Source organism: Belnapia moabensis DSM 16746, from assembly GCF_000745835.1.
GTDB lineage: Bacteria > Pseudomonadota > Alphaproteobacteria > Acetobacterales > Acetobacteraceae > Belnapia > Belnapia moabensis.
In genome coordinates, this window is sequence record NZ_JQKB01000025.1 from 50,297 (window position 1) to 71,372 (window position 21,076).

Annotated in this window: 19 protein-coding genes and 1 tRNA gene; 8 read left to right on the plus strand and 12 right to left on the minus strand. The window is 70.9% G+C overall.

Features of this window, described 5'->3' with window-relative positions; translation table 11 throughout:
• Window positions 1–40: 40 nt before the first annotated feature.
• From EP26_RS16730 to hrcA, 3 genes are all read right to left on the minus strand, one after another.
• On the minus strand, window positions 41–880 hold the full coding sequence (locus tag EP26_RS16730; RefSeq protein WP_043340130.1) for a SapC family protein: 840 nt from the start codon (window positions 878–880) through the stop codon (window positions 41–43).
• A gap of 90 nt (window positions 881–970) precedes the next feature.
• Window positions 971–2,134: a beta-glucosidase gene (locus tag EP26_RS16735; RefSeq protein ID WP_245624433.1), complete on the minus strand. Its 1,164-nt coding sequence runs from the start codon at window positions 2,132–2,134 to the stop codon at window positions 971–973.
• Window positions 2,135–2,270: 136 nt separating this feature from the next.
• Window positions 2,271–3,344 carry a heat-inducible transcriptional repressor HrcA gene (gene hrcA, locus EP26_RS16740; protein ID WP_052389292.1) on the minus strand — a complete coding sequence of 358 codons (1,074 nt, stop codon included), beginning with the start codon at window positions 3,342–3,344 and terminating at the stop codon, window positions 2,271–2,273.
• Window positions 3,345–3,544: 200 nt separating this feature from the next.
• Between hrcA and EP26_RS16745 the strand changes: the two genes are divergently transcribed.
• Window positions 3,545–5,317, plus strand: a complete 1,773-nt coding sequence (locus EP26_RS16745) for a putative bifunctional diguanylate cyclase/phosphodiesterase (protein WP_043340133.1) — start codon at window positions 3,545–3,547, stop codon at window positions 5,315–5,317.
• Between the two features lie 107 nt (window positions 5,318–5,424).
• On the opposite strand, the gene EP26_RS16750 is transcribed toward EP26_RS16745, so the two are convergent.
• From EP26_RS16750 to EP26_RS16775, 6 genes are all read right to left on the minus strand, one after another.
• Complete coding sequence (locus EP26_RS16750; RefSeq protein ID WP_052389293.1) at window positions 5,425–5,748, minus strand: gamma-glutamylcyclotransferase family protein; 324 nt, start codon at window positions 5,746–5,748, stop codon at window positions 5,425–5,427.
• A gap of 8 nt (window positions 5,749–5,756) precedes the next feature.
• On the minus strand, window positions 5,757–7,172 hold the full coding sequence (gene pgmG, locus EP26_RS16755) for a phosphoglucomutase/phosphomannomutase PgmG (protein ID WP_043340135.1): 1,416 nt from the start codon (window positions 7,170–7,172) through the stop codon (window positions 5,757–5,759).
• Between the two features lie 10 nt (window positions 7,173–7,182).
• Window positions 7,183–8,058, minus strand: coding sequence for a UTP--glucose-1-phosphate uridylyltransferase GalU (gene galU, locus EP26_RS16760; protein WP_043340136.1), 876 nt, complete (start codon window positions 8,056–8,058; stop codon window positions 7,183–7,185).
• Window positions 8,059–8,177: 119 nt separating this feature from the next.
• Window positions 8,178–8,390 (minus strand): hypothetical protein, encoded by a 213-nt coding sequence (locus EP26_RS16765; RefSeq protein ID WP_043340137.1) that lies wholly within the window; start codon window positions 8,388–8,390, stop codon window positions 8,178–8,180.
• A 58-nt stretch (window positions 8,391–8,448) separates the two neighbouring features.
• The gene (locus tag EP26_RS16770; protein WP_043340199.1) at window positions 8,449–9,126 is read right to left on the minus strand and encodes a J domain-containing protein; all 678 of its coding nucleotides are present in this window, start codon (window positions 9,124–9,126) and stop codon (window positions 8,449–8,451) included.
• Window positions 9,126–9,821 (minus strand): hypothetical protein, encoded by a 696-nt coding sequence (locus EP26_RS16775; RefSeq protein ID WP_043340138.1) that lies wholly within the window; start codon window positions 9,819–9,821, stop codon window positions 9,126–9,128. Before EP26_RS16775 ends, EP26_RS16770 begins: the two co-directional genes overlap by 1 nt.
• Window positions 9,822–9,950: 129 nt before the next feature.
• Here EP26_RS16775 and EP26_RS16780 point away from each other — a divergent pair, with 129 nt between their 5' ends.
• Window positions 9,951–11,543 (plus strand): hypothetical protein, encoded by a 1,593-nt coding sequence (locus tag EP26_RS16780; protein WP_043340139.1) that lies wholly within the window; start codon window positions 9,951–9,953, stop codon window positions 11,541–11,543.
• Window positions 11,544–11,579: 36 nt separating this feature from the next.
• Here EP26_RS16780 and EP26_RS16785 read toward each other — a convergent pair whose 3' ends face one another.
• A complete protein-coding gene (locus EP26_RS16785) occupies window positions 11,580–13,865 on the minus strand; it encodes an NADP-dependent malic enzyme (RefSeq protein ID WP_043340141.1) in 2,286 nt (761 codons plus the stop codon).
• A 116-nt stretch (window positions 13,866–13,981) separates the two neighbouring features.
• Between EP26_RS16785 and EP26_RS16790 the strand changes: the two genes are divergently transcribed.
• Complete coding sequence (locus EP26_RS16790) at window positions 13,982–14,545, plus strand: putative glycolipid-binding domain-containing protein (protein ID WP_043340143.1); 564 nt, start codon at window positions 13,982–13,984, stop codon at window positions 14,543–14,545.
• A gap of 77 nt (window positions 14,546–14,622) precedes the next feature.
• On the opposite strand, the gene EP26_RS16795 is transcribed toward EP26_RS16790, so the two are convergent.
• Window positions 14,623–14,708: transfer RNA gene (locus EP26_RS16795), tRNA-Leu, on the minus strand.
• Between the two features lie 29 nt (window positions 14,709–14,737).
• Between EP26_RS16795 and lipB the strand changes: the two genes are divergently transcribed.
• Together lipB and EP26_RS16805 are read left to right on the plus strand one after the other, a co-directional pair.
• On the plus strand, window positions 14,738–15,385 hold the full coding sequence (lipB, locus tag EP26_RS16800; protein ID WP_043340144.1) for a lipoyl(octanoyl) transferase LipB: 648 nt from the start codon (window positions 14,738–14,740) through the stop codon (window positions 15,383–15,385).
• A gap of 108 nt (window positions 15,386–15,493) precedes the next feature.
• Window positions 15,494–17,131, plus strand: coding sequence for a phosphoenolpyruvate hydrolase family protein (locus EP26_RS16805; protein WP_052389294.1), 1,638 nt, complete (start codon window positions 15,494–15,496; stop codon window positions 17,129–17,131).
• Here the strand turns inward: EP26_RS16805 and EP26_RS16810 are convergent.
• Complete coding sequence (locus tag EP26_RS16810) at window positions 17,095–17,724, minus strand: phosphoenolpyruvate hydrolase family protein (protein WP_043340146.1); 630 nt, start codon at window positions 17,722–17,724, stop codon at window positions 17,095–17,097. The two genes, EP26_RS16805 and EP26_RS16810, sit on opposite strands and share 37 nt — an antisense overlap.
• Before the next feature lie 117 nt (window positions 17,725–17,841).
• Between EP26_RS16810 and EP26_RS16815 the strand changes: the two genes are divergently transcribed.
• From EP26_RS16815 to EP26_RS16825, 3 genes are read left to right on the plus strand one after another with little or no spacing between them, the layout of a single operon-like run.
• Window positions 17,842–18,717: a branched-chain amino acid ABC transporter permease gene (locus tag EP26_RS16815; RefSeq protein ID WP_043340147.1), complete on the plus strand. Its 876-nt coding sequence runs from the start codon at window positions 17,842–17,844 to the stop codon at window positions 18,715–18,717.
• A gap of 13 nt (window positions 18,718–18,730) precedes the next feature.
• Window positions 18,731–19,759: a branched-chain amino acid ABC transporter permease gene (locus tag EP26_RS16820; RefSeq protein ID WP_245624434.1), complete on the plus strand. Its 1,029-nt coding sequence runs from the start codon at window positions 18,731–18,733 to the stop codon at window positions 19,757–19,759.
• Window positions 19,756–21,030: an ABC transporter substrate-binding protein gene (locus EP26_RS16825; RefSeq protein WP_043340149.1), complete on the plus strand. Its 1,275-nt coding sequence runs from the start codon at window positions 19,756–19,758 to the stop codon at window positions 21,028–21,030. Before EP26_RS16820 ends, EP26_RS16825 begins: the two co-directional genes overlap by 4 nt.
• Window positions 21,031–21,076 lie beyond the last annotated feature (46 nt).

The following is a 21,076-nucleotide window of genomic DNA, read 5'->3' on the forward strand; positions in this document are numbered from 1 at the left end:
CCTTGACCGGTTGTTAGCCCCCTCGCCGCCCGTCGTCCATCTAGGCGCTAATGTCGCGCGCCAGGTCGGGGATGCCGCCGATCGAGAGGAGATGGGCGTAGATCACCTCGAGCCAGCCGTTGTCGCGCAGCTCGGCCAGCTGCTCGGGCGGCAGGGCGGCGAGCGTCGGCCGGTCGACCGCGAAGAAGCCGTCGATGCGCACCGGCTTGCCGTGCTGCTCGGGCGGCAGGGCGGCGAGCGTCGGCCGGTCGACCGCGAAGAAGCCGTCGATGCGCACCGGCTTGCCGTGCTGCTCGAACTGCACGACGGAGGATTTCAGCAGGCCGAATTCCGCCAGCCGCTGCGTCATGGTGCGGGTGCGCAGCATCGCCTCCTCCACCGACTTGGTGAAGGCGAAGGCGCGCTCGAGCTGCGGCGCCGGCTTGCCATCGGCAGTGAAGAGCGGCTCGCCCGCGCTGTCGCTCACCTGCGGCGCGCCCGGGTCGATGCAGAGGGCGAGCTCGTCGGAGTCCTGCGCGACGCGCAGCAGGAAGAACGGGTAGCGGCGAAGATAGGCCGGCACATAGGCGCCGATCTTCCAGGCCCCGCCGGCATCGACGAAGAGGTTGGTCCCCGAGGTCAGCCCGGTGAGCGCGACCGGCATGTGCGGCGCCTGCGCGGCGAAGACAATGGCGAGGCTGCGCGCTGCGATGGTGAATTCCTCGGCGGCGAGCGGCACGGCGCTGGCGGCGGCGGCGAAGCCGTAGCCGGCATCGCGCAGGCGGAGCGCCCGGTGGCGCTCCGCGGTCAGCCCTTCGAGCTGGCGGTAGAGCGGCGGCAGGGTCGGCGCAGCGTCGGCAACGCCGTTCACCGCGGCGGGGGCAGTCGCACTCTCAGACATGTGATGCACTCCTTCGGGCGGGGTTGTGCCCCGGCCGGTCACGCTTCCGCAAGCGATGAAGCTCAGTTCGGACTGCCCGAGGCGCCTGCCTCAGGCCGCTGCTTCGGAGCGCTCGCCGAAGAACTCGGCGAAGTCCTGCTGCTGCCGCCGCAGCTCCCGCGCCAGCGGGGCATGGACCGGGCGGCGCCCATGCTTCGGCTCCATCTCCAGGAGGCCGTTCGGGCAGTAGCGGTCATTGTCCCAGCCCGGATGGCTGAGCACGGGGTAGAGGCAGATGCCCTCCACCGGCACGCCGGCGCGGATGGCCTCGCGCACCTCCTCCGCGACGTAGCGCAGCCAGAGGGCGCGGCGGTCGCCCTCGATGCTGGTCTCGGCGACGAAGATGGGCCGCTTGAAATGGTTATGCACCTTGGCCAGCAGCTCGCGCAGCGGCACCCAGCGCTCGTCGAAGACGGAGAGTGGGGCGGCGTCGCGGCCCTCATGCAGCCACCACTGGTTGTTCCAGTAGAAATTCACGCCGATGGCGTCGAGCACGTCCTCGCTGCCGCCGAGTTCCGGCTCCTGCCGGCCGAGCAGCATGTCCCAGGCCTCCCACATGCCGGCGTTGCGCGCTTCGGAGGGGGCGATGTCCTCCACCACATTGGGGCGCCCGACGGTGTTGATCAGCGGCTCGACCGCGAAGACCCGGGTGCCGGGCACGGCCTGGCGCATGGCGCGCGTGGCGGCCAGCGTCGCGGCGACGGCCTGGCGCTTCACCTCCGGCCCGCGACCGCGGCTGCAGGGGTTGAAGTGGCCGGTCTCGCCGCCGGCCCAGGCGAGGAAGGAGATCTCGTTCAGCGGGCAGAGGGTCGGCGCCTGGCCGGTCTCGGCGCGGGCCAGCTCGGCGAAGCGCACCGCGTATTCGGCGAAGCGCGGGGCGAAGTCGTCCGAGTAGAAGTCGAGCCAGTCCGGCCAGCCATAATGGCAAAGGTCCCAGACAACCTGGGTGCCGGTGCGGCTCGCAGCCTGGAGCAGCGGCTGCACGGGCGACCAGTCATACTGGCCGGGGCCGGCGGCCTGGACGAGGTGCCAGCGTACGCCATCGCGCACCGCGCGGATGCCGTGCTCGGCGACCTGGCGGTAATCCTCCTCGGCCAGCAGGTCGTGCCGGGTGGCGGCGATGAGGTCGAGCCGGCGTCCGTCGTTGCGGCGATGCGTCGAGCATTCGAAGCCGCCGAGGAAGAAGCTGCGGAACAGGCTGGGTCGGAAGGTCACGATGCGGTCCATCCGTAGTGGCGGGGTGGGTTCCCGCCGGGATGGGTGAGGTGTCGCATGGACGCCTTGCCCACTCCTTGACGGCGGAACCGAGGCCACAAAGCCAGAGGGACGGATGCGTTCCCCGTTCCCTGGGTCAGCCCAGCAGCCGACCGATCACGCGCGCGGTGTAATCGACCACGGGTATGACCCGACCGTAATTGATGCGCGTCGGGCCGATGACGCCGATGGCGCCGACGATCTTCTCCTGGCCGTTGCGGAAGGGAGCGACCACCATCGAGAGGCCGGCGCTGTCGAAGAGGCCGCTCTCGGCGCCGATGAAGATCTGCACGCCCTGGCCGCGCTGAGCGAGGTCGAGCAGGCGCAGCACCGTCTCCTGCGCCTCCAGCCGCTCGAACAGCGCCTGGATCTCGGCGAGGCGGGCGGCCTGGTCGAGATTCTGCAGAAGCTTGGCCTGGCCGCGGATGATGAGGCTGCCGCCGCCGCCGCCGGCCCAGGTGGCGAGGCCGGATTCCACCACTTGGTTGGTCAGCGCGTCGAGCGCGGTGCGGTTGGCGGAGATTTCCTCGCTGACATGCAGCCGCGCCTCGTCGAGGGAGCGGCCGGCGAGGCGGGCGTTCAGGTAGTTGCTCGCCTGCACCAGGGCGGAAGGCGGCAGGCCGGGGGGCACGTCGATGACGCGGTTCTCGACCCGGCCATCGGCGGTGACGAGCACCACCAGGGCGCGGCCGGGGCCGAGGCCGACGAATTCGATGTGGCGGACGGTGCCTTCCGACTTCGGCGCGACAACGAGACCGGCGGCGCCGGCGAGGCCGGAGAGCATCTGCCCTGCCTCACCCAGCGTCTCCTGCATGGAGCGGCCGGAGGCGGCGCAGCGAGCGGCGATCTCGCCCCGCTCCTCCTCGCTGAGGTCGCCGAATTCAAGCAGGCCGTCGACGAAGAGGCGGAGGCCACGCTCGGTCGGCAGGCGGCCGGCGGAGGTGTGCGGGGCGTAGAGCAGCCCGGCCTCCTCCAGGTCGGCCATGACGTTGCGGATGGAGGCAGGAGAGAGGCCGAGGGGCAGGCGGCGCGAGAGGGTGCGCGAGCCAACCGGCTCCCCGGTCGTGACATAGATCTCGACCAGTTCGCGCAGGATGGTGGCGGCGCGGTTGTCGAGCCCGGCCAGGGACGTGCCGACGGCCGCCCCGAGCGGCATCTTCGGCGGGTACATCAATGGTTTGAACCCTCGTACATCCGGTGAACAAGGTAAGGATCGAGGGCCCGCCGCGTCAATGCGCGGAGCAGCATGCCAGTGCCCCCGATTGGCCTGCGTAACCTTGCTGCGATAACCTGCCGTAAATCTTGTCGTGATGATTATGGCTGTTGGAATACTTCGTATACGAAAAAGCCGGACGGCAGCGAGGAACTTGTATGCCAGGGACCACCGAGGCCGCACGCCTCGACGCGTTGCGGCAGCTCGATCTGCTTGACACCCCGTCGAGCGAGGCCTTCGACCGCATCACACGCATGGCGGCGCAACTCTTCCGATTGCCGATCGCAGCGGTCTCCCTCACCGATCTCGACCGTCAGTGGTTCAAGTCCCGCATCGGGGTCGAACACTGGTCCATCCCGCGTGAGCGGGCACCCTGCGCCGAGGTCGCCGAAACCAGTGCGCCGCTGCTAATCAAGGACCTGCAGGGCGATCCCTGCTACCGGGACAGCCTCCTGGCCCGCTCCGGCATCCGCTTCTATGCCGGCGCGCCGCTGGTGACGCGCGAGGGCCACGGGCTCGGCGCCATGTGCGTCCTCGGGACCGAGCCGCGCGAGACCAGCGCCGCCGAGATGCAGGCGCTCGGCGATCTCGCCGCCATGGTGATGGCACAGATCGAGTTGCAGCATGCCTTCGGCCGCATCGATCCATTGAGCGGCCTGCCCAACAGGCTGCAATTCATCGAGGATCTCGGGGACATGGCGCGCGACCGGCCGGAGCCGGAGCCGCGCCTCGCCGTGCTGGTCGACCTGGCGAGTCCGGAGCAGATCAACCAGGCAGTGCGCGTGCTCGGCTCGGACTTCCTCGACGCGCGGGTGCGGGACGTGGCCGGCCGGCTACGGCAGGCGATGGGGTCCGGGCGCAAGGCCTACCACGTCGCCGCCACGCAATTCGCCTTCCTCGCCCGGCCGGGGACAGAGGCGAGGGGCTATGCGGCGCGCCTCGCCGAGGCGCTGGAAGGCATCCGGGACGGCTCGGACGGGCGCTTCCTCATCGGCGTCAGCGCCGGCATCGCGCCCTTCCTGCTCGGCGAGACGGAGCCGCAGGACGTGTTGCGGACGGCGCACAGCGCGGCACAGGATGCTCGGCTGGTGGGGCAGGTCGTCAACATCTATTGCTCGACGGAGGATGCGGCGCATCGCCGGCGCTTCACCCTGCTCGCCGCCTTTGCCGAGGCGCTGGAGCAGCCGGAGCAGCTCCGCCTCGTTTTTCAGCCACGGGTGGAGCTGTCGAGCGGCCGCGGCGTCGGGGCGGAGGCGCTGCTGCGCTGGCGGCATCCGGTGCTGGGCGAGGTTTCGCCGGGCGAGTTCATGCCGCTGGTCGAGCAGACCTCCATGGCCCGGGCGGCGACGGCCCGGGTGCTGGAACAGGCCATGGCGCAGCTTGCCGCCTGGCGTCGGGCCGGGATCGGGCTGCGGCTCTCGGTCAACATCTCGGCGACCAACCTCGCCGAGCTGGATTTCGCCGAGCGGGTGAGCCAGGGCCTGCTGCAGCACGGCCTTGAGGCGGACGCGCTGGAACTCGAGCTGACCGAGAGCGCGGTCATGGCCGACGCCGGCCAGGCGCTCACGGCGCTGGAGGCGCTGGCCGGCCTCGGCATCAGCTTGGCGATCGACGATTTCGGCACGGGCTACAGCAGCCTCGCCTATCTGCAGCGCCTGCCGGCGAAGGTGGTGAAGATCGACCGCAGCTTCATCCAGGACATGGCGGAGGATGCGCGGCGGCGGTCCCTGGTCGCGGCGATGATCGGGATGTTGCGGGGGCTCGGCTACCGGGTGGTGGCCGAGGGGGTGGAGAGCGCGGCGGTGCTCGACCTCCTGGCCGGGCTGGGCTGCGAGGAGGCGCAGGGCTTCTTCATCGGGCGGCCGATGTCGGCGGAGGCGTTGGATGAATGGCTGCGCGCAGTGCCGGAGCGGGTGGCGCTGCCGGCCTGAGCGTTAGAGCGAACTCCGATCGGATGGAATCAGCTGGTCGGAGACAATTGCTGGACAAAACAACAAGCTAGAGCGGTCTTCGTGAGCCAGCCCGAACGGAGCCCGCTTTAGCCGGCCCGCCAGCGCGGGGCGATCCAGGCATGGGCGTGGACCGGGCCGCGGGGCGTCAGCGGGCGGACGGGGGTGAGGCGGTATTCGGCGCCCTCATAGGCGGCGAGACGGTGGAGGGCGGCGGGGCTGGGGCGCAGCAAGGCGCCCGCGGTGACGGCGCCGGGCTGGCGGATCAGGGTCGGGTAGGGCGTGCCGCGGAGAGGGCGGCGGGCATGGTCCGCCAGCACTGCCGGGCGGAGGCGACGGGCGAGACGGCGCTCACCCGATTGCCGGGCGAGCACCTTGGGGTCGAGCAGGCTGCCGTAGAGGAAGAGCAGCACGCCCGGCCTTAGTGGCCGGCGTTCTCGGCGGAGAAGTCGGGAACGGGCAGGCCGCTGGCCGTCAGCTGCTCGGCGAGCAGGGCCTTCAGCCGGTCAAGGCCGGCCTCGCTCGAGGCCTCGCAGCGGGCGACCAGAACCGCCTGGGTGTTGGAGGCGCGCAGCAGCCACCAGCCGTCATCCGTCAGCACGCGGACGCCGTCCACATCCTGCACCTTGGCGCCGGAGGCGGCGAGGCGCTGCTTCACCTCCTGCACCACCTGGAATTTGCGGTCCTCGGCGCAGTCGAAGCGCAGCTCCGGCGTGTTGATGACCTGCGGCAGGGCGGCGCGGACCTCGCTCAGCCTGCCCTGCATCCGGGCGACGATGCCGAGCAGGCGGATGGCCGAGTAAGGCGCGTCGTCGAAGCCGTACCACTTGTCGGCGAAGAAGATGTGGCCGGACATCTCGCCGGCGAGCGGGCTGCCGGTCTCGGCCATCTTGGTCTTGATGAGCGAGTGGCCGGTCTTCCACATCAACGGCGTGCCGCCGGCCTTCGCCACCTCGTCGAACAGCACCTGGCTGGCCTTGACGTCGGCGATGATGGTGCCGCCGGGCTTCGACTTGAGGACGTCGCGGGCCAGGATGATGAGGAGCTGGTCGCCGAAGAGGATGTGGCCCTCATTGTCCACCACGCCGATGCGGTCGGCGTCGCCGTCGAAGGCGATGCCGAGATCGGCCTTGGTACGGGCAACCTCGGCGATGAGCTGCTCAAGGTTCTTGGCGACGGTCGGGTCGGGGTGGTGGTTGGGGAATGTGCCGTCCACGTCGCCGTTGATGACGGTGTGCTCGCCGGGCAGCTTGCCGGCCAGCACCTTCGTCACCTCGCAGCCGGAGCCGTTGCCCGGGTCCCACACTACCTTGAGGGGGCGGGTGCCGCCATCGTAGTCCTGCATCACGCGGGCGACGTAGTCGGCCATGATCTCGACCGGGCGGTCGGTGCCCTCGGTGGCGACGGGGACGACATCGCCGTCCCGCGCCATGCGGCCGATCTCCTGGATCTGCGGGCCGTAGAAGGGCTTCTGGCCCAGCATCATCTTGAAACCGTTGTAGTTCGGCGGGTTGTGGCTGCCCGTCACCATCACCGCGCCGTCGGCGGCCAGCGCATGGCTGGCGAAGTAGAGCATCGGCGTGGCGACGAGGCCGATGCGCAGCACCTCGAGCCCGCAGGCGCGGAGGCCGGCGACGAGCTGCGGCTCGAGATCGGGGGAAGAGAGGCGGCCGTCATAGCCCACCGCGACCTTGGTGCCGCCCTTGCGCACGACGATCGAGCCGAAGCAGCGGCCGATGGCGAAGGCGTCCTCGGGTTGCAGCGTCTCGCCGATGATGCCGCGGATGTCGTATTCGCGGAGGACGGTGCCGTGAAATTCGTGATGGAAGACGGACATCGCGTGACCCTTAGGCGTAGCGCTGGAGGATGCCGCGCATGGCGGGTGCCATGTCCGGCCGGGCGAGGGCGAAGGCGATTTGCGCCTCGAGGTAGCCGGCCTTGTCGCCGCAGTCGAAGCGCTTGCCCTCGTAGAGCACGCCGTGGAAGGGCTGGGTGCCGATCAGCTTCGCCATGCTGTCGGTGAGCTGGATCTCGTTGCCGGCGCCGCGCTCCATCTTGGACAGATGGCCGATGACCTCGGGCATCAGCACGTAGCGGCCGATGACGGTGAGGTTGGAGGGCGCCTGCTCGACGGGGGGTTTTTCGACCAGGCCCTTGACCTCGACGAGCTTGCCGGTGGTGGTGCCGGGGTCGATGACGCCGTAGCGGTTGACGATCTCGCGCGGCACTTCCTCGACGGCGACGACGTTGCCGCCGGTCTCGTTATAGGCGTCCGCCAGCTGCTTCGTGCAGGAGACCTCGCACTGCATCAGGTCGTCGGGCAGAAGGATGGCGAAGGGGTCGTCGCCGATGAAGGCGCGGGCGCACCAGATCGCGTGGCCGAGGCCGAGTGGGACCTGCTGGCGGGTGGTGATGATCGAGCCGGGCTGCACCGCCTGGGCGTGGAGCATGTCGAGCTCCTTCTGCTTGCCGCGCTCGGTCAGCGTGCGCTCCAGCTCGACGGCGACGTCGAACTGGTCGACCAGCATCACCTTGCCGCGGCCGGTGACGAAGCAGAATTCCTCGATGCCGGCGGCGCGGGCCTCCTCAACGGCATATTGGATGAGGGGCTTGTCCACGACCGGGAGCATTTCCTTCGCCATCACCTTGGTGGCAGGGAGGAAACGGGTGCCGAGGCCGGCGACGGGCAGGACGGCCTTCTTCAGCGGCTTCTTGGCGGGCACGGGAGTCTCCCTCTCGGGTGGCGTCAGGCGCACCGCGGTTGCGGCGCTCGGGCGGAGGGATGCCATGCGGGATGGGGGCGGGGCAAGTTATGCCCGCCCCACGATGCCGCGCGTGCGGATCAATCGCCCTTCGGGGTGGTGTCCACGGCCCAGGGGCCGCGGGCGGCATCGCCGGGGACCGGGGCCTCGTCCTCTTCCTGGAGCAGGGTCTTGTCGCGGGTGAGGCCGCGGGCGTCCTTCTCGCCGGTCGCGGGCTGGCCACGGTTGCCCTGGCGGAATTCGGTCTCGCCGAGCTGGCCGTTGCGGTCGTCGCTGCCTTTGGGCTTGGTCATCGGGCTGCTCCCTTCGGTGGGTGAAGGGAGGCCAACGCCGGCCGGGCACCGATGTTCGTTAGCCGAGCAGGATGTCGCGGGCCTGGTTGACGCGGGCGGCCAGCCAGTCGCTGCCGCCGCGGTCGGGATGGGCGCTCTGCATCAGGCGGCGATGGGCGGCGCGGATCGCTTCCGCATCGGCGCCTTCGGCGAGGCCGAGGATGGCAAGGGCTTCGGCGCGGGTCATCGGGCCGCTCTCCATGGGCTCGGAGGCGGCGTCGCGCCAGCCGGGATGGGTGCGGTCGAGCCAGGTCTCGAGCAGGGGGATGCTCTCCGGGTCCGCGGTGCGGCACTCCGCCACGAGGGCAAGGATGGCGGGGAGGTCGAGGCTCGCCAGGTCGCGCCCGGCCTGGGCGCCACGGAGGATGCGGCCGGAGAGGGTGCCGGTGACATGGTCGAGATGCATCGCCAGCGTCGCCGTCTCGACGGTGCTGGCGTCATCGGCCGGCCGGGCGAAGCGGCGGGCGGCGATCCAGCCGCCGATGCGGCGCCAGAGCACCGGGCCGAAGAAGACCAGTGCCCAGAGCGCCTGGGCGCCGCGTCCGCTGAGCAGGAGGAGGGCGACGAGGCCGCCGCCGAGCAGGGCGAGCAGCCAGAGTCCCGCCTTGCGGATGGCGGCAGGGGAGGCCTCGGCGAAGGCGCGCAGCAGCCAGAGGCCAAGGAGCAGCGCCAGCGCGCCGAGGGCGAGCCAAGCCATCAGCCGGGCGCGGGGAGCTGGCCGGCGATGCGACGGGCGGCCTGGCCTGGCAGTTGGGCCAGGGCGGCGCGGCCGCCGGCGGCATAGACGGCGACGGCACGCAGCAGTTCGGCCAGCGTCGCGGCGCTGGCGGAATCGAAGGGGGCGTAGGCGCCGCCGGAGAGTTTGGCGAATTGGCGGAAGGCGTCGCGGGCGCGCGGGTCGCCACCCTCGTGGAAGGCGAAGATCGGCGTGCCGTGCAGGCCGAGCTGGCCGGCCTGGTGGCATAGCGGGTCCAGCGGCTCCTCCACCGCATCGCCGATGAGGATGAGGGCGTGGACGCGGTCGCGCTTCGTCTCGGCCAGCGCGTGCTGGAAAACACGGCCGATCTGGGTCTGGCCGCCGAGGCAGGCGATGCCGGTCATGCGGCGGGTCAGCTCGCCGGCATCGGCGAGGAAGGGGGTGGCGGCGAATTCCTCGAAGCCGCGGAAATAGGCGAGGCGGATGAGGAGGCCGCCAAGGGCGCGCGTCGCCGCGAACATCTCGCCCTGGAGCTGGCAGGCGCGGTCCCAGGTGGGCTGGCGGGAGGCGGTGGCGTCGATTGCCATGACGAGCCGGCCCGGCCGGTGGCTGGCCGGGCGGGCGGGGAGGCTCGCCACCTGCTGGAGGAAGGCGGCGACGGCGGTGGAGCCCGGGGCGGTGGGCAGCTTGCTCATACGGCGGGAGATGGGCGCGGTACCGGGCGGGCGGTAGGGGATGGGCAGTCGTCGCGGTGGCGCAAAATTGCAGGCGATGCAGGCGCGGGCGTGCGACACTCCGGCCCAATGATCTGGACGGAGGCAGGAATGCGCGGCTTGCGGGGCGTTGGGGTGCTGGGCGGGATGGTGGCGATGCTGGGGGGTGGCTTCGCCCTCGCCCAGGGCAAGCCGCCGGCGCTGGGGGCACCGCAGCCGCAGCAGGAGCCGGGCGGGAAGTTCGGGCCCGCGCCCGCGCCCGTTCCGCCGCCAGCAGCGCCGCAAGTGGATAAATTCGCCAATCCGCCGCCGATGGTGACGCCGCGGGCCGAGACCCCTCCCCCGGCGCCGCCCGCACCGCGCGCCGATAAATTCGGCAATGGCGGGGCGCCGGCCGCGCCCTCCCCTGCCCCAACGCCGCCGGCCGCCGCCCCCGCGCCGGTGCCGCCGAACGAGCCGGCGGCGCTCGGCCAGCTGCGCGCCATGCTCGGGCCGGGGACGAGCCTATCCTACCGCAGCGCGGCCGAGGCCGGGCCGGGTGCGGCGCGGATGCGGGAAGCCGAAATCCGCACGCGCGAGGGCGAGCGGATCACCGCGCAGGAGATGGTGGTGGAACGGCCGGGGGCGGATGCGATCGGCGCCCTCACCGCGCAGACCCTCACCTTCACCACCAAGGAAGGCCAAGTCACCGCCATCGGGCGGATGGAGCTGCGCGATTTCAGTGTGCAGCGGCCGGCGCCGGGCGCGACGATGCGGCCGGACCAGATGAGCCTCGGCCTGCTGCGGCTGGAGGCGTTGGCGGTGCAGGGCGAACGGCCGGTCGGCATCGCCGAGATCCTGGTGCAGGACTACCGCGCCGGGCGGGCGGGGCGGGCGACCGTCACCGGGCTCGACATGCTGGTGCCGGAGGGCGGCGGCGTCGCCGACCGGGTGAAGGTGGCGCGCATGGCGCTGGAGGGGATCGACCTCGCCGGGACGCTCGCGGCGCTGGCCGACAAGCAGACGCCGCCGCGGCCGCCGGGGGCCTATACCGCCGCCATCGAGGGGGTGACGGTGACGCAGGGCGATGCCGCGATCGGCTCGCTCGGCGCCATGCGGATGACGGGGGCGCTCGGCCAGGGCGGGCCGGATACCGGGCGGGTCACGCTGGAGGGGCTCAGGGTCGAGCCCTTCCCAATGATCGCGCCCTGGCTGCAACGGCTGGGCTACCAGGCGCTGACCGGGGATTTCTCGGTGGAGAGCCGGGTCGACCAAGCGGCGGGGCGGCTGGAGCTGGTCGGGATGCTGCTCGGCGTGCGGGATGCGGGGGCCTTCGGCCTGTCGCTGACCATGGACGGGATCGCGCCGGAGGGTTCGACGCAGGAGAAATTCGCCGCCGCCCGGCTGGTCTCGCTCACCATGCGCTATCTCGACCAGTCGCTGCTGCAAAGGCTGGCGGCGGCCGAGGCGCGGGAGCGGCGGCAGCCGGAGCGGCAGATCCGTGAGGCCTGGGCCAATCAGGCGACGGGGGCGATGCAGGGCGGCACGGGGGCCGTGGCGCCGGTGCTGGCGGCGGTGCAGCGGCTGCTGCGCGGGCAGGCGCAGGAGGTGACGATCAACATGCAGCCGCCGAAGCCGGTGCCGGTGAGCGAGCTGTCGGGCGCAGCGGCGGGCGGGCCGGCCGAGGTGCAGCGGATGCTCGGGATCACCGCGACCTCGCGCTGAGGACGGGCGGGGTTGCCGCCCGTCCGGTGATCGGCCTCAGACCGCCTCCGCCCTGAGGCCGTTCGCCTGGTGCACCGCGAGCGCCGTCATGTTGACGATGCCGCGGGCGGTGACGCTGGCGACCAGCACATGCACCGGCTGCTTCATCCCGAGCAGCATCGGGCCGAGCTGAAGGCCGTCGGCGGCGGCCTTCACCAGGTTGAAGCTGATATTGGCGGAATCGAGGTTGGGGAAGACCAGCAGGTTCGCCGTGTCGGTGAGCGGCGAATCCGGCACGGCACGGGCGCGGATGGCCGGCACCAGTGCGGCATCGGCATGCATCTCGCCATCCACCTCGAGGCCGGGGGCGCGGACGCGGATGAGGGAGAGCGCCTGGCGCATGGTGCGCGCGGTCGGCGCGTTGGAGGCGCCGAAGGAGGAATGGCTGAGCAGCGCCACCTTCGGGGTGATGCCGAAGGCCTCGACCTGCTCGGAGGCGAGCAGCGTCATCTCGGCGACCTGCTCGGGCGTCGGCTCGACCAGCAGGTGGGTATCGACGAAGAAGAGCGTGACGCCGGAGACGATGACGGCGGAGAGGGCGTAGACGCGCGCCACGTCGAAGCGCTTGCCGATGATCGAATAGGCGTCGTGCCACTGGTCCATCCAGTTGCCGCTGCCGCCGATGAGGGCGGCATCGACCGCGCCGGCCTCGAGCAGCATGGCGGCGGCGACGTTCGGGTCGGTGCGGAGGCAGCGGGCGGCGGCCTCGGGGGGTACGCCGCGGCGGCCGACCTTGGCCTGGTAGCGGGCGAGCAGCGGGGCGAAGGCCTCCTCGTCGGCGCCGGGGTCGAGGACACGGACGGATTCGGAGAGGTCCATCCGTAGGCCCATGCTACGGGCCTTCTCCTCGATAACGGCGCGGCGGCCGATCAGCACCGGCTCGGCGATGCCGTCGTCGAGCACGGTCTGCACGGCGCGGAGCACGCGCTCATCCTCGCCCTCGGCATAGGCGACGCGGCGGGGGCTGCCCTTCGCAGCCTCGAACATCGGGCGCATGAGGTTGCCGGAGCGGAAGACGAAGCGCTCCAGCTCGCGCCGGTAATGCGCGAAGTCGGCGATGGGGCGGCGGGCGACGCCGCTCTCCATCGCGGCGCGGGCGACGGCGGGGGCGACTTCCAAGATCAGCCGGGGGTCGAAGGGCTTCGGGATGATGTAGTCGGGGCCGAAGACGGGGGCCTGGCCGCCATAGGCGGCGGCCACGACCTCGGAGGCTTCGACGCGGGCCAATGCTGCGATGGCATCCGCCGCGGCGACCTTCATCGCCTCGTTGATCGTCGTCGCGCCGACATCGAGGGCGCCGCGGAAGATGAAGGGGAAGCAGAGAACGTTGTTGACCTGGTTCGGGTAATCGGTGCGGCCGGTCGCCACGATGGCGTCGGGGCGCGCGGCGCGGACGGCCTCGGGCAGGATCTCGGGCTCAGGGTTCGCCAAGGCCAGGACAAGGGGCCTGGGGCCGAGCTTCGACAGCCACTCGGCCTTCAGCACGCGGGGGGCGGAGAGGCCGAGGAAGACATCGGCGCCCTCCAGTACCTCTTCCAGCCTGCGGGCATCGGTCTGGCGGGCGTAGCGGGCCTTGAAAGGGTCCATCTGCTCGGTGCGGCCGGCATAGACCACGCCGGCGATGTCGCAGACGGTGACGTTCTCGCGCCTGAGGCCCATCGCCACCAGCAGATCGAGGCAGGCGAGGGCCGCGGCGCCGCCGCCGGTGTTGACGAGCTTCACCTCCTCGAGCCGCTTGCCCTGGAGGAGGAGGCCATTGCGGACGGCGGCGGCGACGATGATGGCGGTGCCGTGCTGGTCGTCATGGAAGACGGGGATGCGCATGCGCTCGCGCAGCCGGCTTTCCACCTCGAAGCATTCGGGGGCTTTGATGTCCTCGAGATTGATGGCGCCGAAGGAGGGTTCGAGGGCGGCGATGACCTCGATCAGTTTTTTCGGATCGCGCTCCTCGACCTCGATGTCGATGGAGTCGATGCCGGCGAATTTCTTGAAGAGGACGGCCTTGCCTTCCATCACCGGCTTCGAGGCGAGGGCACCGATGGCGCCGAGGCCGAGCACGGCGGTGCCGTTCGAGATGACGGCGACCATGTTGCCGCGCGTCGTGTAGTCCCAGGCGGCGTCGGGGTTGGCGGCGATCTCTTCGCAGGCGGCGGCGACGCCGGGGGAGTAGGCGAGGCCGAGGTCGCGCTGCGTCGCCATGCGCTTGGTCGGCTCGATCGCCAGCTTTCCGGGCCGCGGGTGGCGGTGGTAGTCGAGCGCGGCCTTGCGGAAATCCTCGTCCATGCTGGGTCCCCCTGATCGCGCCTCAGTCTAGCCGGGGCTGCGCCGCGGCCCAAGGCGGGGAGGTCCTTCCGTCCTCACCGGCGATGCGGGCATGCTGGGCCGGAGGTGCGCAGGCGATGGACAATTCGATCCTTTACTGGCGGCGGACCGATACCGAAGGGTTGGAGCGGCTGGAGCTCCGGGCCGGACCCGGCGCCGTCACGGCGGTCTCGACGGTGATCGGGCTGGAGGAAGGCGGCTATCGCCTCGACCATCGCTGGCGGTTGGATGGCGGGTGGCGGGCGCAATCCGTGACCGTCGAGCGCTGGGGCGCACGGGGCCATGGAGTGCTGCGGCTGGAGCGGGCCGGGACGGGCTGGCTGGTGGATGGCCTGCGGCGCCCGGACCTGGACGGGGCGGAGGAGCCCGATCTTTCCGTCACGCCCTTCTGCAACAGCCTTCCCATCCGGCGGACGCCGGAGGGGGCCGGGGCAAGCCTCGCCCTGGACACCGCCCTCATCGACGGGCCGGCGCTGACGGTCGCCCGGTCGAGCCAGCGCTACGATCGGCAGGGGCCGGGGCGGCTGCGCTATGTCGATCTCGGCCTGTCACGGGGCTTCGAGGCCGATCTGGTGGTGGATGGCGAGGGGCTGGTGCTGCGCTACGAGCACCTGTTCGAGCGGATCGCGCCACCAGGTTAGGGCATGGCGTCGGTCGGTGCGGCACTCTATGTGAGCGCCCTGCCTGCCAGATGCTGACGAAAGGATGCCAAGTCGGATGGTGCGGTCGAGAAGATTCGAACTTCCACGGGGTTTCCCCCACCAGCACCTCAAGCTGGCGCGTCTACCATTCCGCCACGACCGCAAACCGGGGCGAGGCGGGGCGTATAGACGATGAATGCGCCGGTCGCAACAGGGCTTCCGCATTGGGAGGTCACGGAGGGGCTGACGCCCTATGAGACGGCGCTCGCCCGGATGGAGGAGCGGGTGGCGGCCATCCGCGCCGGGACGGCGGAGGAGCTGGTCTGGCTGGTCGAACACCCGCCGACCTACACCGCCGGCACCTCGGCGACGCCGGAGGGGCTGGTCGATCCGCGCTTCCCGGTCTTCCGGGCGGGGCGTGGGGGGCAGTGGACCTATCACGGGCCGGGGCAGCGGACGGGCTATGTGATGCTCGACCTGACGCGGCGCGGGCGGGATGTCCGGGCCTATGTGCACAACCTCGAGGAATGGCTGATCCGGGCGCTATGGCGGTTCAACATCCGCGGCGAGCGGCGCGAGGGGCGGGTCGGCATCTGGGTGGAGGACCGGGCGCGGGGAACGGAGGACAAGATCGCCGCCATCGGCGTCCGGGTGACGCGCTGGGTGAGCTGGCATGGGGTTGCGGTGAACATGGACCCGGACCTCGGCCATTTCGGCGGGATCGTGCCCTGCGGCATCAGCCAGCATGGGGTGACGAGCCTGCACCGGCTTGGGGTGCTGGCGACGATGGAGGAGGTGGACGCGGCGTTGATGGGAGCCTGGGGGGAGGTCTTCGGCTAGGTCATGCTCGCCGGAGGGTGAGTGGGCTGTCGCCTCCCGTCGCGGCAGGCTTGGACCGGCACTTGCCTGCCGCGCCTGGTTGGCCAGACTCGCCTCGGAGCCGATGCGATGTCGAAGCGGGTGGAGATACTGGTCGGCGCCGCCATCGGCCTTGGGATGACGGCGCGCGCCGCGGCCGATGGAGGGGCCGACTTCCTGTTGGCGCTCAGCGCCGGACGGCTTCGTGTCATGGGCGCCCCGTCGCTTGCTGCCATGCTGCCGATCCGCGACAGCAATGCCTTCACCGACGAGTTCGCCCGTGGGGAGATTCTCGAACGCGTCGCCATCCCCGTCTTCTTCGGCGCCGCGGCCTGCGACCCGCGCCTGCCGGTCACCGCGCTGCTGGGCCGCATCCGGGACGCGGGCTACCAGGGCGTGGCCAATTTCCCGACGGCCATCCACTACGACGGCGCCTTCCGGGCCGCGCTGGAGCAATCCGGGCTTGGCTTCACGCGGGAGGTGGAAATGCTGCGCGCCGCGCCCCGCTTCGGCCTGGCGACTCTCGGCTATGCCAAGACCCGGGCCGAGGTGGATGCGCTGATCGGCGCCGGGGTGGAGCGCCTCTGCCTCAATTTCGGATGGAATTCCGGCGGCAACCAGGGCGTGCCGAGCGGCGTGCCGCTGGACCAGGCGGCGGAGCGGGCGCGGCGGGTCTTCGCCCATGTCCGGCGGCGGGCGCCTGGCACGCTCTGCCTCGTCGAGGGCGGCCCGATCATCGATCCGGGCCATCTGCTGCAGGTCTGCGACACGTCGCGGGCCGATGGCTATGTGGGGGGCTCCACGCTCGACCGCCTGCCGCTCGAGATGTCCGTCATGCAGACAACCTCCGCCTTCAAGACGGCGGCGCTGCTCCGCGCCGAGCCGGCGGAGGCGGCAGGGCGCCTGCCGGGCTTGGCCGGACGCTCCCAGGCCATCCGCCAGCTCGCCGCCCGCGTCGTGCGGCTGGTCGCAACGGACCTGCCGATTCTCGTCGAAGGGGAGCCGGGCACGGGCCGCACGACGATCGCACGGGCCATCCACCAGGCGAGCGGGCGTGCCGGCAGCATCACCTTCCTCGACGCGAGGGAGGACATCGCCACGCGCCTGTTCCGGGAGGGCGAGCCGGCCGCGCTTCTGGCGTTGCGCCAGAGCACGGTGGTGATCGAGAACGCCGATGCCTTGCCGCCGACCCTGCGGGCGAGGCTGGCGGACTGGACCGAACGGGGCAGCTTCGAGCGCTTCGCCAAGGCAGGTGAGCGGGTACCGCGCGCCCGCCTCGTCTTCACGCATCCACCGGGCGGGGAGGCGCTGGCGCGCTCGCTCTCGGCGCAGCGCCTCGTCCTCCCGCCGCTGCGGGACCGGATGGAAGACCTGCCGCTTCTCGCACGCGCGATGCTGCGTGGGGCGCAGCGCGGCTCCGCCGAGCTGGAGCCGGCGGCGCTCCGGCTTCTCATGGCCCGGAGCTGGCCGGGCAACCTGCGGGAGCTGGCGGAGGTTCTGGCGCGCGCCGCGACCGAAGGTCCAGGCGGGCGCATCACCCTGGCGGCGCTCGAGGCGCAACTCGGCCCCGCGGGCGTCATTGGCCTGGCGCCGCAAGGGGATGAACGCGCCTGGATCCTGGATGCGCTGCGCCGCAACCGCTTCCGTCGCGGTGAAGCCGCCGCCTTCCTCGGCATCTCGCGCAAGACGCTCTACAACCGCATGCGCCGCCTCGGCCTCGAGACCTGAGCACCGGGAGGAGCGGCCCAGGCCAGGGTCTCGCCGCCCTCGACCGCGACATGGCCGGCGAGTTCCGCCCACCAAGCGGCGTCGTGGCCTGGTGAGAACCCGGGATGCAGCAGGATGCGGCGCAGCCCGAGGCCGAGCGCCGCATCCACCGCGCGGCGGGAGGTCGCGCAGGCGATGGGCGAGAAGCCCTGTTCGGCAAGCCGCTGGAGCAGCCGGAACTCGGCCTCCGCACGGTAGCCGACGGCAGCGAGCGCGGCAGCGGTCTCGTCCTCGAAAATCTGCACGGTTGGGAAGTTCACCACCCTCGTGATGCCGCTCCGGCGCAGCGTCGCAGCCATGTCGGACAGGCGCAGGAAGGGGTCGCAGGCGAACAGCCCGGCGACCGGGGCCGCCGCGCGGAAGGGGCGGCGCAGCTGCAGCGCCGCGCGCAGGGCGCCGTTGATGTCGAGCACCGGCAGCAGCGCGACAAGAGGCCAGGTCGCTGGCGCGAACGTGGCCAGCGCCGGGAGGAAGATCGCCTGGGCGCGCTCGGCAGGGCTGAGGGCATCGACCTCGGCCCGGGGCTGGAGGGTCGCGGATGGGGTGGCAGGCATTACCCATTCTTACCCATAGATCGTCCCTAAATCACCTTGCACCGCCCAGGCCCGAGCCGTCATGGTCATGGCACGAAGCGGCGCGACGACGCCGCGGCAGGGAGGGACGGCCGGCGCATGGATCTTGCGGCGACCATCGTGCTGAACGGGCTGACGCTGGCCGCGCTCTACTTCATCGTGGCGAGCGGCTTCTCGCTCATCTTCGGGCTGATGCGCGTGGTGAACATGGCGCATGGCGCGATGTACCTTCTCGCCGGCTATGTCGGCTATTCCGTGTTCGAGCCGCTCTACGACAGCGATGTCTGGTATGCCTGGTATGCCGGCCTCGCCGCCGGGGTCGCCTTCGCCGCGGTCTTCGGCGCTGCGGTGCAGCTGGCGCTGCTTGGCTGGATGCAGGGGCAGGAGCTGCGCCAGGCCCTGGTCACCATCGGCCTCTCCATCATCGTCGCCGATCAGCTGCTGGCATCCTATGGCGGTACGCCGCGCCAGTTCTTCGCCCCAGATGCCATCTTCGGCTCGACCCAGGTGCCGTGGGTGGGCGGCTACCCGACCTTCCGGCTGGTGCAGATCGGTATCGCGCTGGCGGTCGGCGTCGGGCTCTGGCTGCTGCTCAACAGGACGAAGCTCGGCATGATGATCCGCGCCGGCGTGGACGACCGGCAGATGCTCGGCGCCTGCGGCGTCAACGTGCCGCTGGTGGGGGTCGCGGTCTTCGCCCTGGGCGCGGCGCTGGCCGGGCTCGGCGGCATCATCGGCGCCACCGCCCAGCCGCTGGCGATGGGCGCGGATGGCCGCTTCCTGCTGATCTCGCTGGTCGTCGTCATCGTCGGCGGCATGGGCAGCATCATCGGCACGGCGCTCGGCGCCGTGCTGATCGGGCTGGCCGAGCAGATCGGGCAGGCCATGTTCCCGACCTATTCCGTCATCCTCACCTTCGTCATCATGGTCGCCGTCCTGGCGCTCAGGCCACAGGGAATCCTTGGCCGTGCATAGGCGAGCCCTCCCGGTGTCGTTGCTTGGCTTCGCCGCGCTGCTCGCGCTGCCCTGGCTCCTGCCCCTCGTGATGCCGCCCGGGCAGGCGCAGTTCTGGACGGCGAATATCCTTGGCCGTGCCATCGTCTTCGGCATCGTCGCCATGTCGCTCACCTTCCTCGCCACCTATGGCGGCTTCATCTCGCTGGCGCAGATGATGATCGCGGGCATTGCCGGCTATGCGCTCGCCGTCTGCGTCGATGGCGCGGTGCCGCGGATCGTCGGCGGGTTCGGCTACGGTGCCGCGATACCGCTCAGCCTCCTTGCCGCGACCGCCATGGGGCTCCTGGTCGGGGCGATCAGCGTGCGCACTCGCGACATCTACCTGCTGATGATCACCCTGGCGCTCGCCATGGGTGTGTTCCGCTTCGTCGAGACCAACATCGCCTGGTTCAACGGCTACGAGGGCATCCGCAACGTCGTCGGCCCGACCTTGTTCGGCTTCGATTTCCGCAATGCCCTCGTCTTCTACCACGTCGCGCTGGCCACCGCCGCGCTGCTCTACTGCGGCATCCTCTACCTGGTGAAGACGCCCTTCGGCCTCGTGCTGCAGGGAATCCGCGACAATCCGCGCCGGGTCGCCGCGCTCGGCTATTCGGTCGGGCTGCACCGCATCGCCGCCTTCGGCGTGGCCGGCTTCATCGCCGGCTGCGGAGGCGTGCTCTCCACCATCTACAACATCGGCATCTCGCCCGGGACCATCGGCCTCGGCGCCACGGTAAACGTGCTGATCATGAGCGTGATCGGCGGCCTCGGGCATCCGGTCGGCGCCTTCATCGGCTCGCTCATCTTCACCGTCTTCGACACCTTCGCGGCCAGCATCTACGACCGCGACCGCTTCAACACGCTGATCGGGCTCGTTTTCCTGGCCATCGTGCTGGTCTCGCCCGATGGCGCGATCGGGATCGGCGCGCGCATCCGTCGCTTTCTCGGAGCGCCGCGGCGCAGCCTGCAACCGGCCAGCGCATCATCCATAAGAACAGCAGAGGAGGAATCGCCATGACCATCCGGATCACCCGCCGCGCCACGCTGCTGGGCGGCGCAGGCCTCGCCGCGGGCGCCCTCGCCGCCCCCGCCGTCGCGCAGAACACCCCGATTCGTCTCGGGGGCCTGACCACGCTGGAGGGGCCCTTCGCGACCGGGGGGCAGGATGCCTACCGTTGCGTCCAGATGGAACTCGAGCGCATCAACCACACCGTCGGCGGGCGGCGGATCGAGTTCATCCGCGAGAGCTCGAACGCCCAGGCCGATGTGGCGCTCGCCCGCGCCCGCAAGCTGGTCGAGCAGGACAATGTCGACATCATCCTCGGCCCGCTTTCAGGTGCCGAAGGCATAGCGCTGCGTGACTATTCCCGCACGCTGACGGGCAAGACGATCGTCAATGGCAGCTCGGGCGCCTCGGACACCACGCTGCGCAATCCCTCGCCGAACTTTTTCCGCTTCTCCACCGACGGCACGCAGTGGATGGCGGGGCTCGGCAAGCATGTCTACCAGACCATGGGCATCCGCGAGGTGGCGGTGACCGCCGGCGACTATGCCTTCCCCTATGCGCAGGTCTTCGGCTTCAACCTGGAATTCTGCCGGCTCGGCGGCAAGGTGACGCATTACTGGGCGCCGCTCGGCACCACCGACTTCACCTCGCAGATCGCGCAGATCAACCGCTCCAATGCCGGCGCCGTCGTCGTGGTGCATGGCGGCACGGACGGGCTGGCCTTCATGACGCAGTATGCTCAGGCCGGCGGCAACAAGCCCTTGGTCGGCGGCTCCATCATGGCCGACCAGACGATGCTGTCGGCGCGCGGGCCGCACCGGCGCGTCATGGTCGGCATGATCTCCGGCGGCCCGATCGCCGACGTGATCGACGACCCGACCTGGAACGACTTCGTCGCGCGCTACCGCCGCCGCTGGGCGAACGAGGGAGGCTTCGCCTCCCCGTCGATCCATGCGGTGAACTACTCCACCAACCTCTACGGCATCCTGCACGCCCTCAAGGAGGTGAACGGCGACCTGTCCGACAACCAGGCGGCATTCCAGCGCGCGCTCGCGGCCGCCGAGATCACGGCGCCGACCGGGGCCTCGGTGAAGCTGGACCACAACCGCCAAGCCATCTCCGACATCTTCCTCAACAAGATCGAGGAACGGGGCAATGCGGCCCAGGTGGTCGCCTTCGACCGGGCGCGGGGGATCAACCAGACGCTCGGCATCCCGGAGGCGCGGTTCCTGTCCCTCGGCTCGCCCTCGCGCGACAACCCGGGCTGCGTGGCCACCTCGTGACAACCGCCGGGGCCGGTGCGAGCCGGCCCCGGGCTTCCGGGCTGCG

Excerpts from the sequence above, each read along its gene's own strand:
- EP26_RS16730 (WP_043340130.1), bottom strand. The coding sequence starts at position 880 with ATGTCTGAGAGTGCGACTGCCCCCGCCGCGGTGAACGGCGTTGCCGAC.
- hrcA (WP_052389292.1), bottom strand. The coding sequence starts at position 3,344 with ATGTACCCGCCGAAGATGCCGCTCGGGGCGGCCGTCGGCACGTCCCTG.
- EP26_RS16745 (WP_043340133.1), top strand. The coding sequence starts at position 3,545 with ATGCCAGGGACCACCGAGGCCGCACGCCTCGACGCGTTGCGGCAGCTC.
- pgmG (WP_043340135.1), bottom strand. The coding sequence starts at position 7,172 with ATGTCCGTCTTCCATCACGAATTTCACGGCACCGTCCTCCGCGAATAC.
- EP26_RS16765 (WP_043340137.1), bottom strand. The coding sequence starts at position 8,390 with ATGACCAAGCCCAAAGGCAGCGACGACCGCAACGGCCAGCTCGGCGAG.
- EP26_RS16770 (WP_043340199.1), bottom strand. The coding sequence starts at position 9,126 with ATGGCTTGGCTCGCCCTCGGCGCGCTGGCGCTGCTCCTTGGCCTCTGG.
- EP26_RS16775 (WP_043340138.1), bottom strand. The coding sequence starts at position 9,821 with ATGAGCAAGCTGCCCACCGCCCCGGGCTCCACCGCCGTCGCCGCCTTC.
- EP26_RS16780 (WP_043340139.1), top strand. The coding sequence starts at position 9,951 with ATGCGCGGCTTGCGGGGCGTTGGGGTGCTGGGCGGGATGGTGGCGATG.
- EP26_RS16785 (WP_043340141.1), bottom strand. The coding sequence starts at position 13,865 with ATGGACGAGGATTTCCGCAAGGCCGCGCTCGACTACCACCGCCACCCG.
- EP26_RS16790 (WP_043340143.1), top strand. The coding sequence starts at position 13,982 with ATGGACAATTCGATCCTTTACTGGCGGCGGACCGATACCGAAGGGTTG.
- lipB (WP_043340144.1), top strand. The coding sequence starts at position 14,738 with ATGAATGCGCCGGTCGCAACAGGGCTTCCGCATTGGGAGGTCACGGAG.
- EP26_RS16805 (WP_052389294.1), top strand. The coding sequence starts at position 15,494 with ATGTCGAAGCGGGTGGAGATACTGGTCGGCGCCGCCATCGGCCTTGGG.
- EP26_RS16810 (WP_043340146.1), bottom strand. The coding sequence starts at position 17,724 with ATGCCTGCCACCCCATCCGCGACCCTCCAGCCCCGGGCCGAGGTCGAT.
- EP26_RS16815 (WP_043340147.1), top strand. The coding sequence starts at position 17,842 with ATGGATCTTGCGGCGACCATCGTGCTGAACGGGCTGACGCTGGCCGCG.
- EP26_RS16825 (WP_043340149.1), top strand. The coding sequence starts at position 19,756 with ATGACCATCCGGATCACCCGCCGCGCCACGCTGCTGGGCGGCGCAGGC.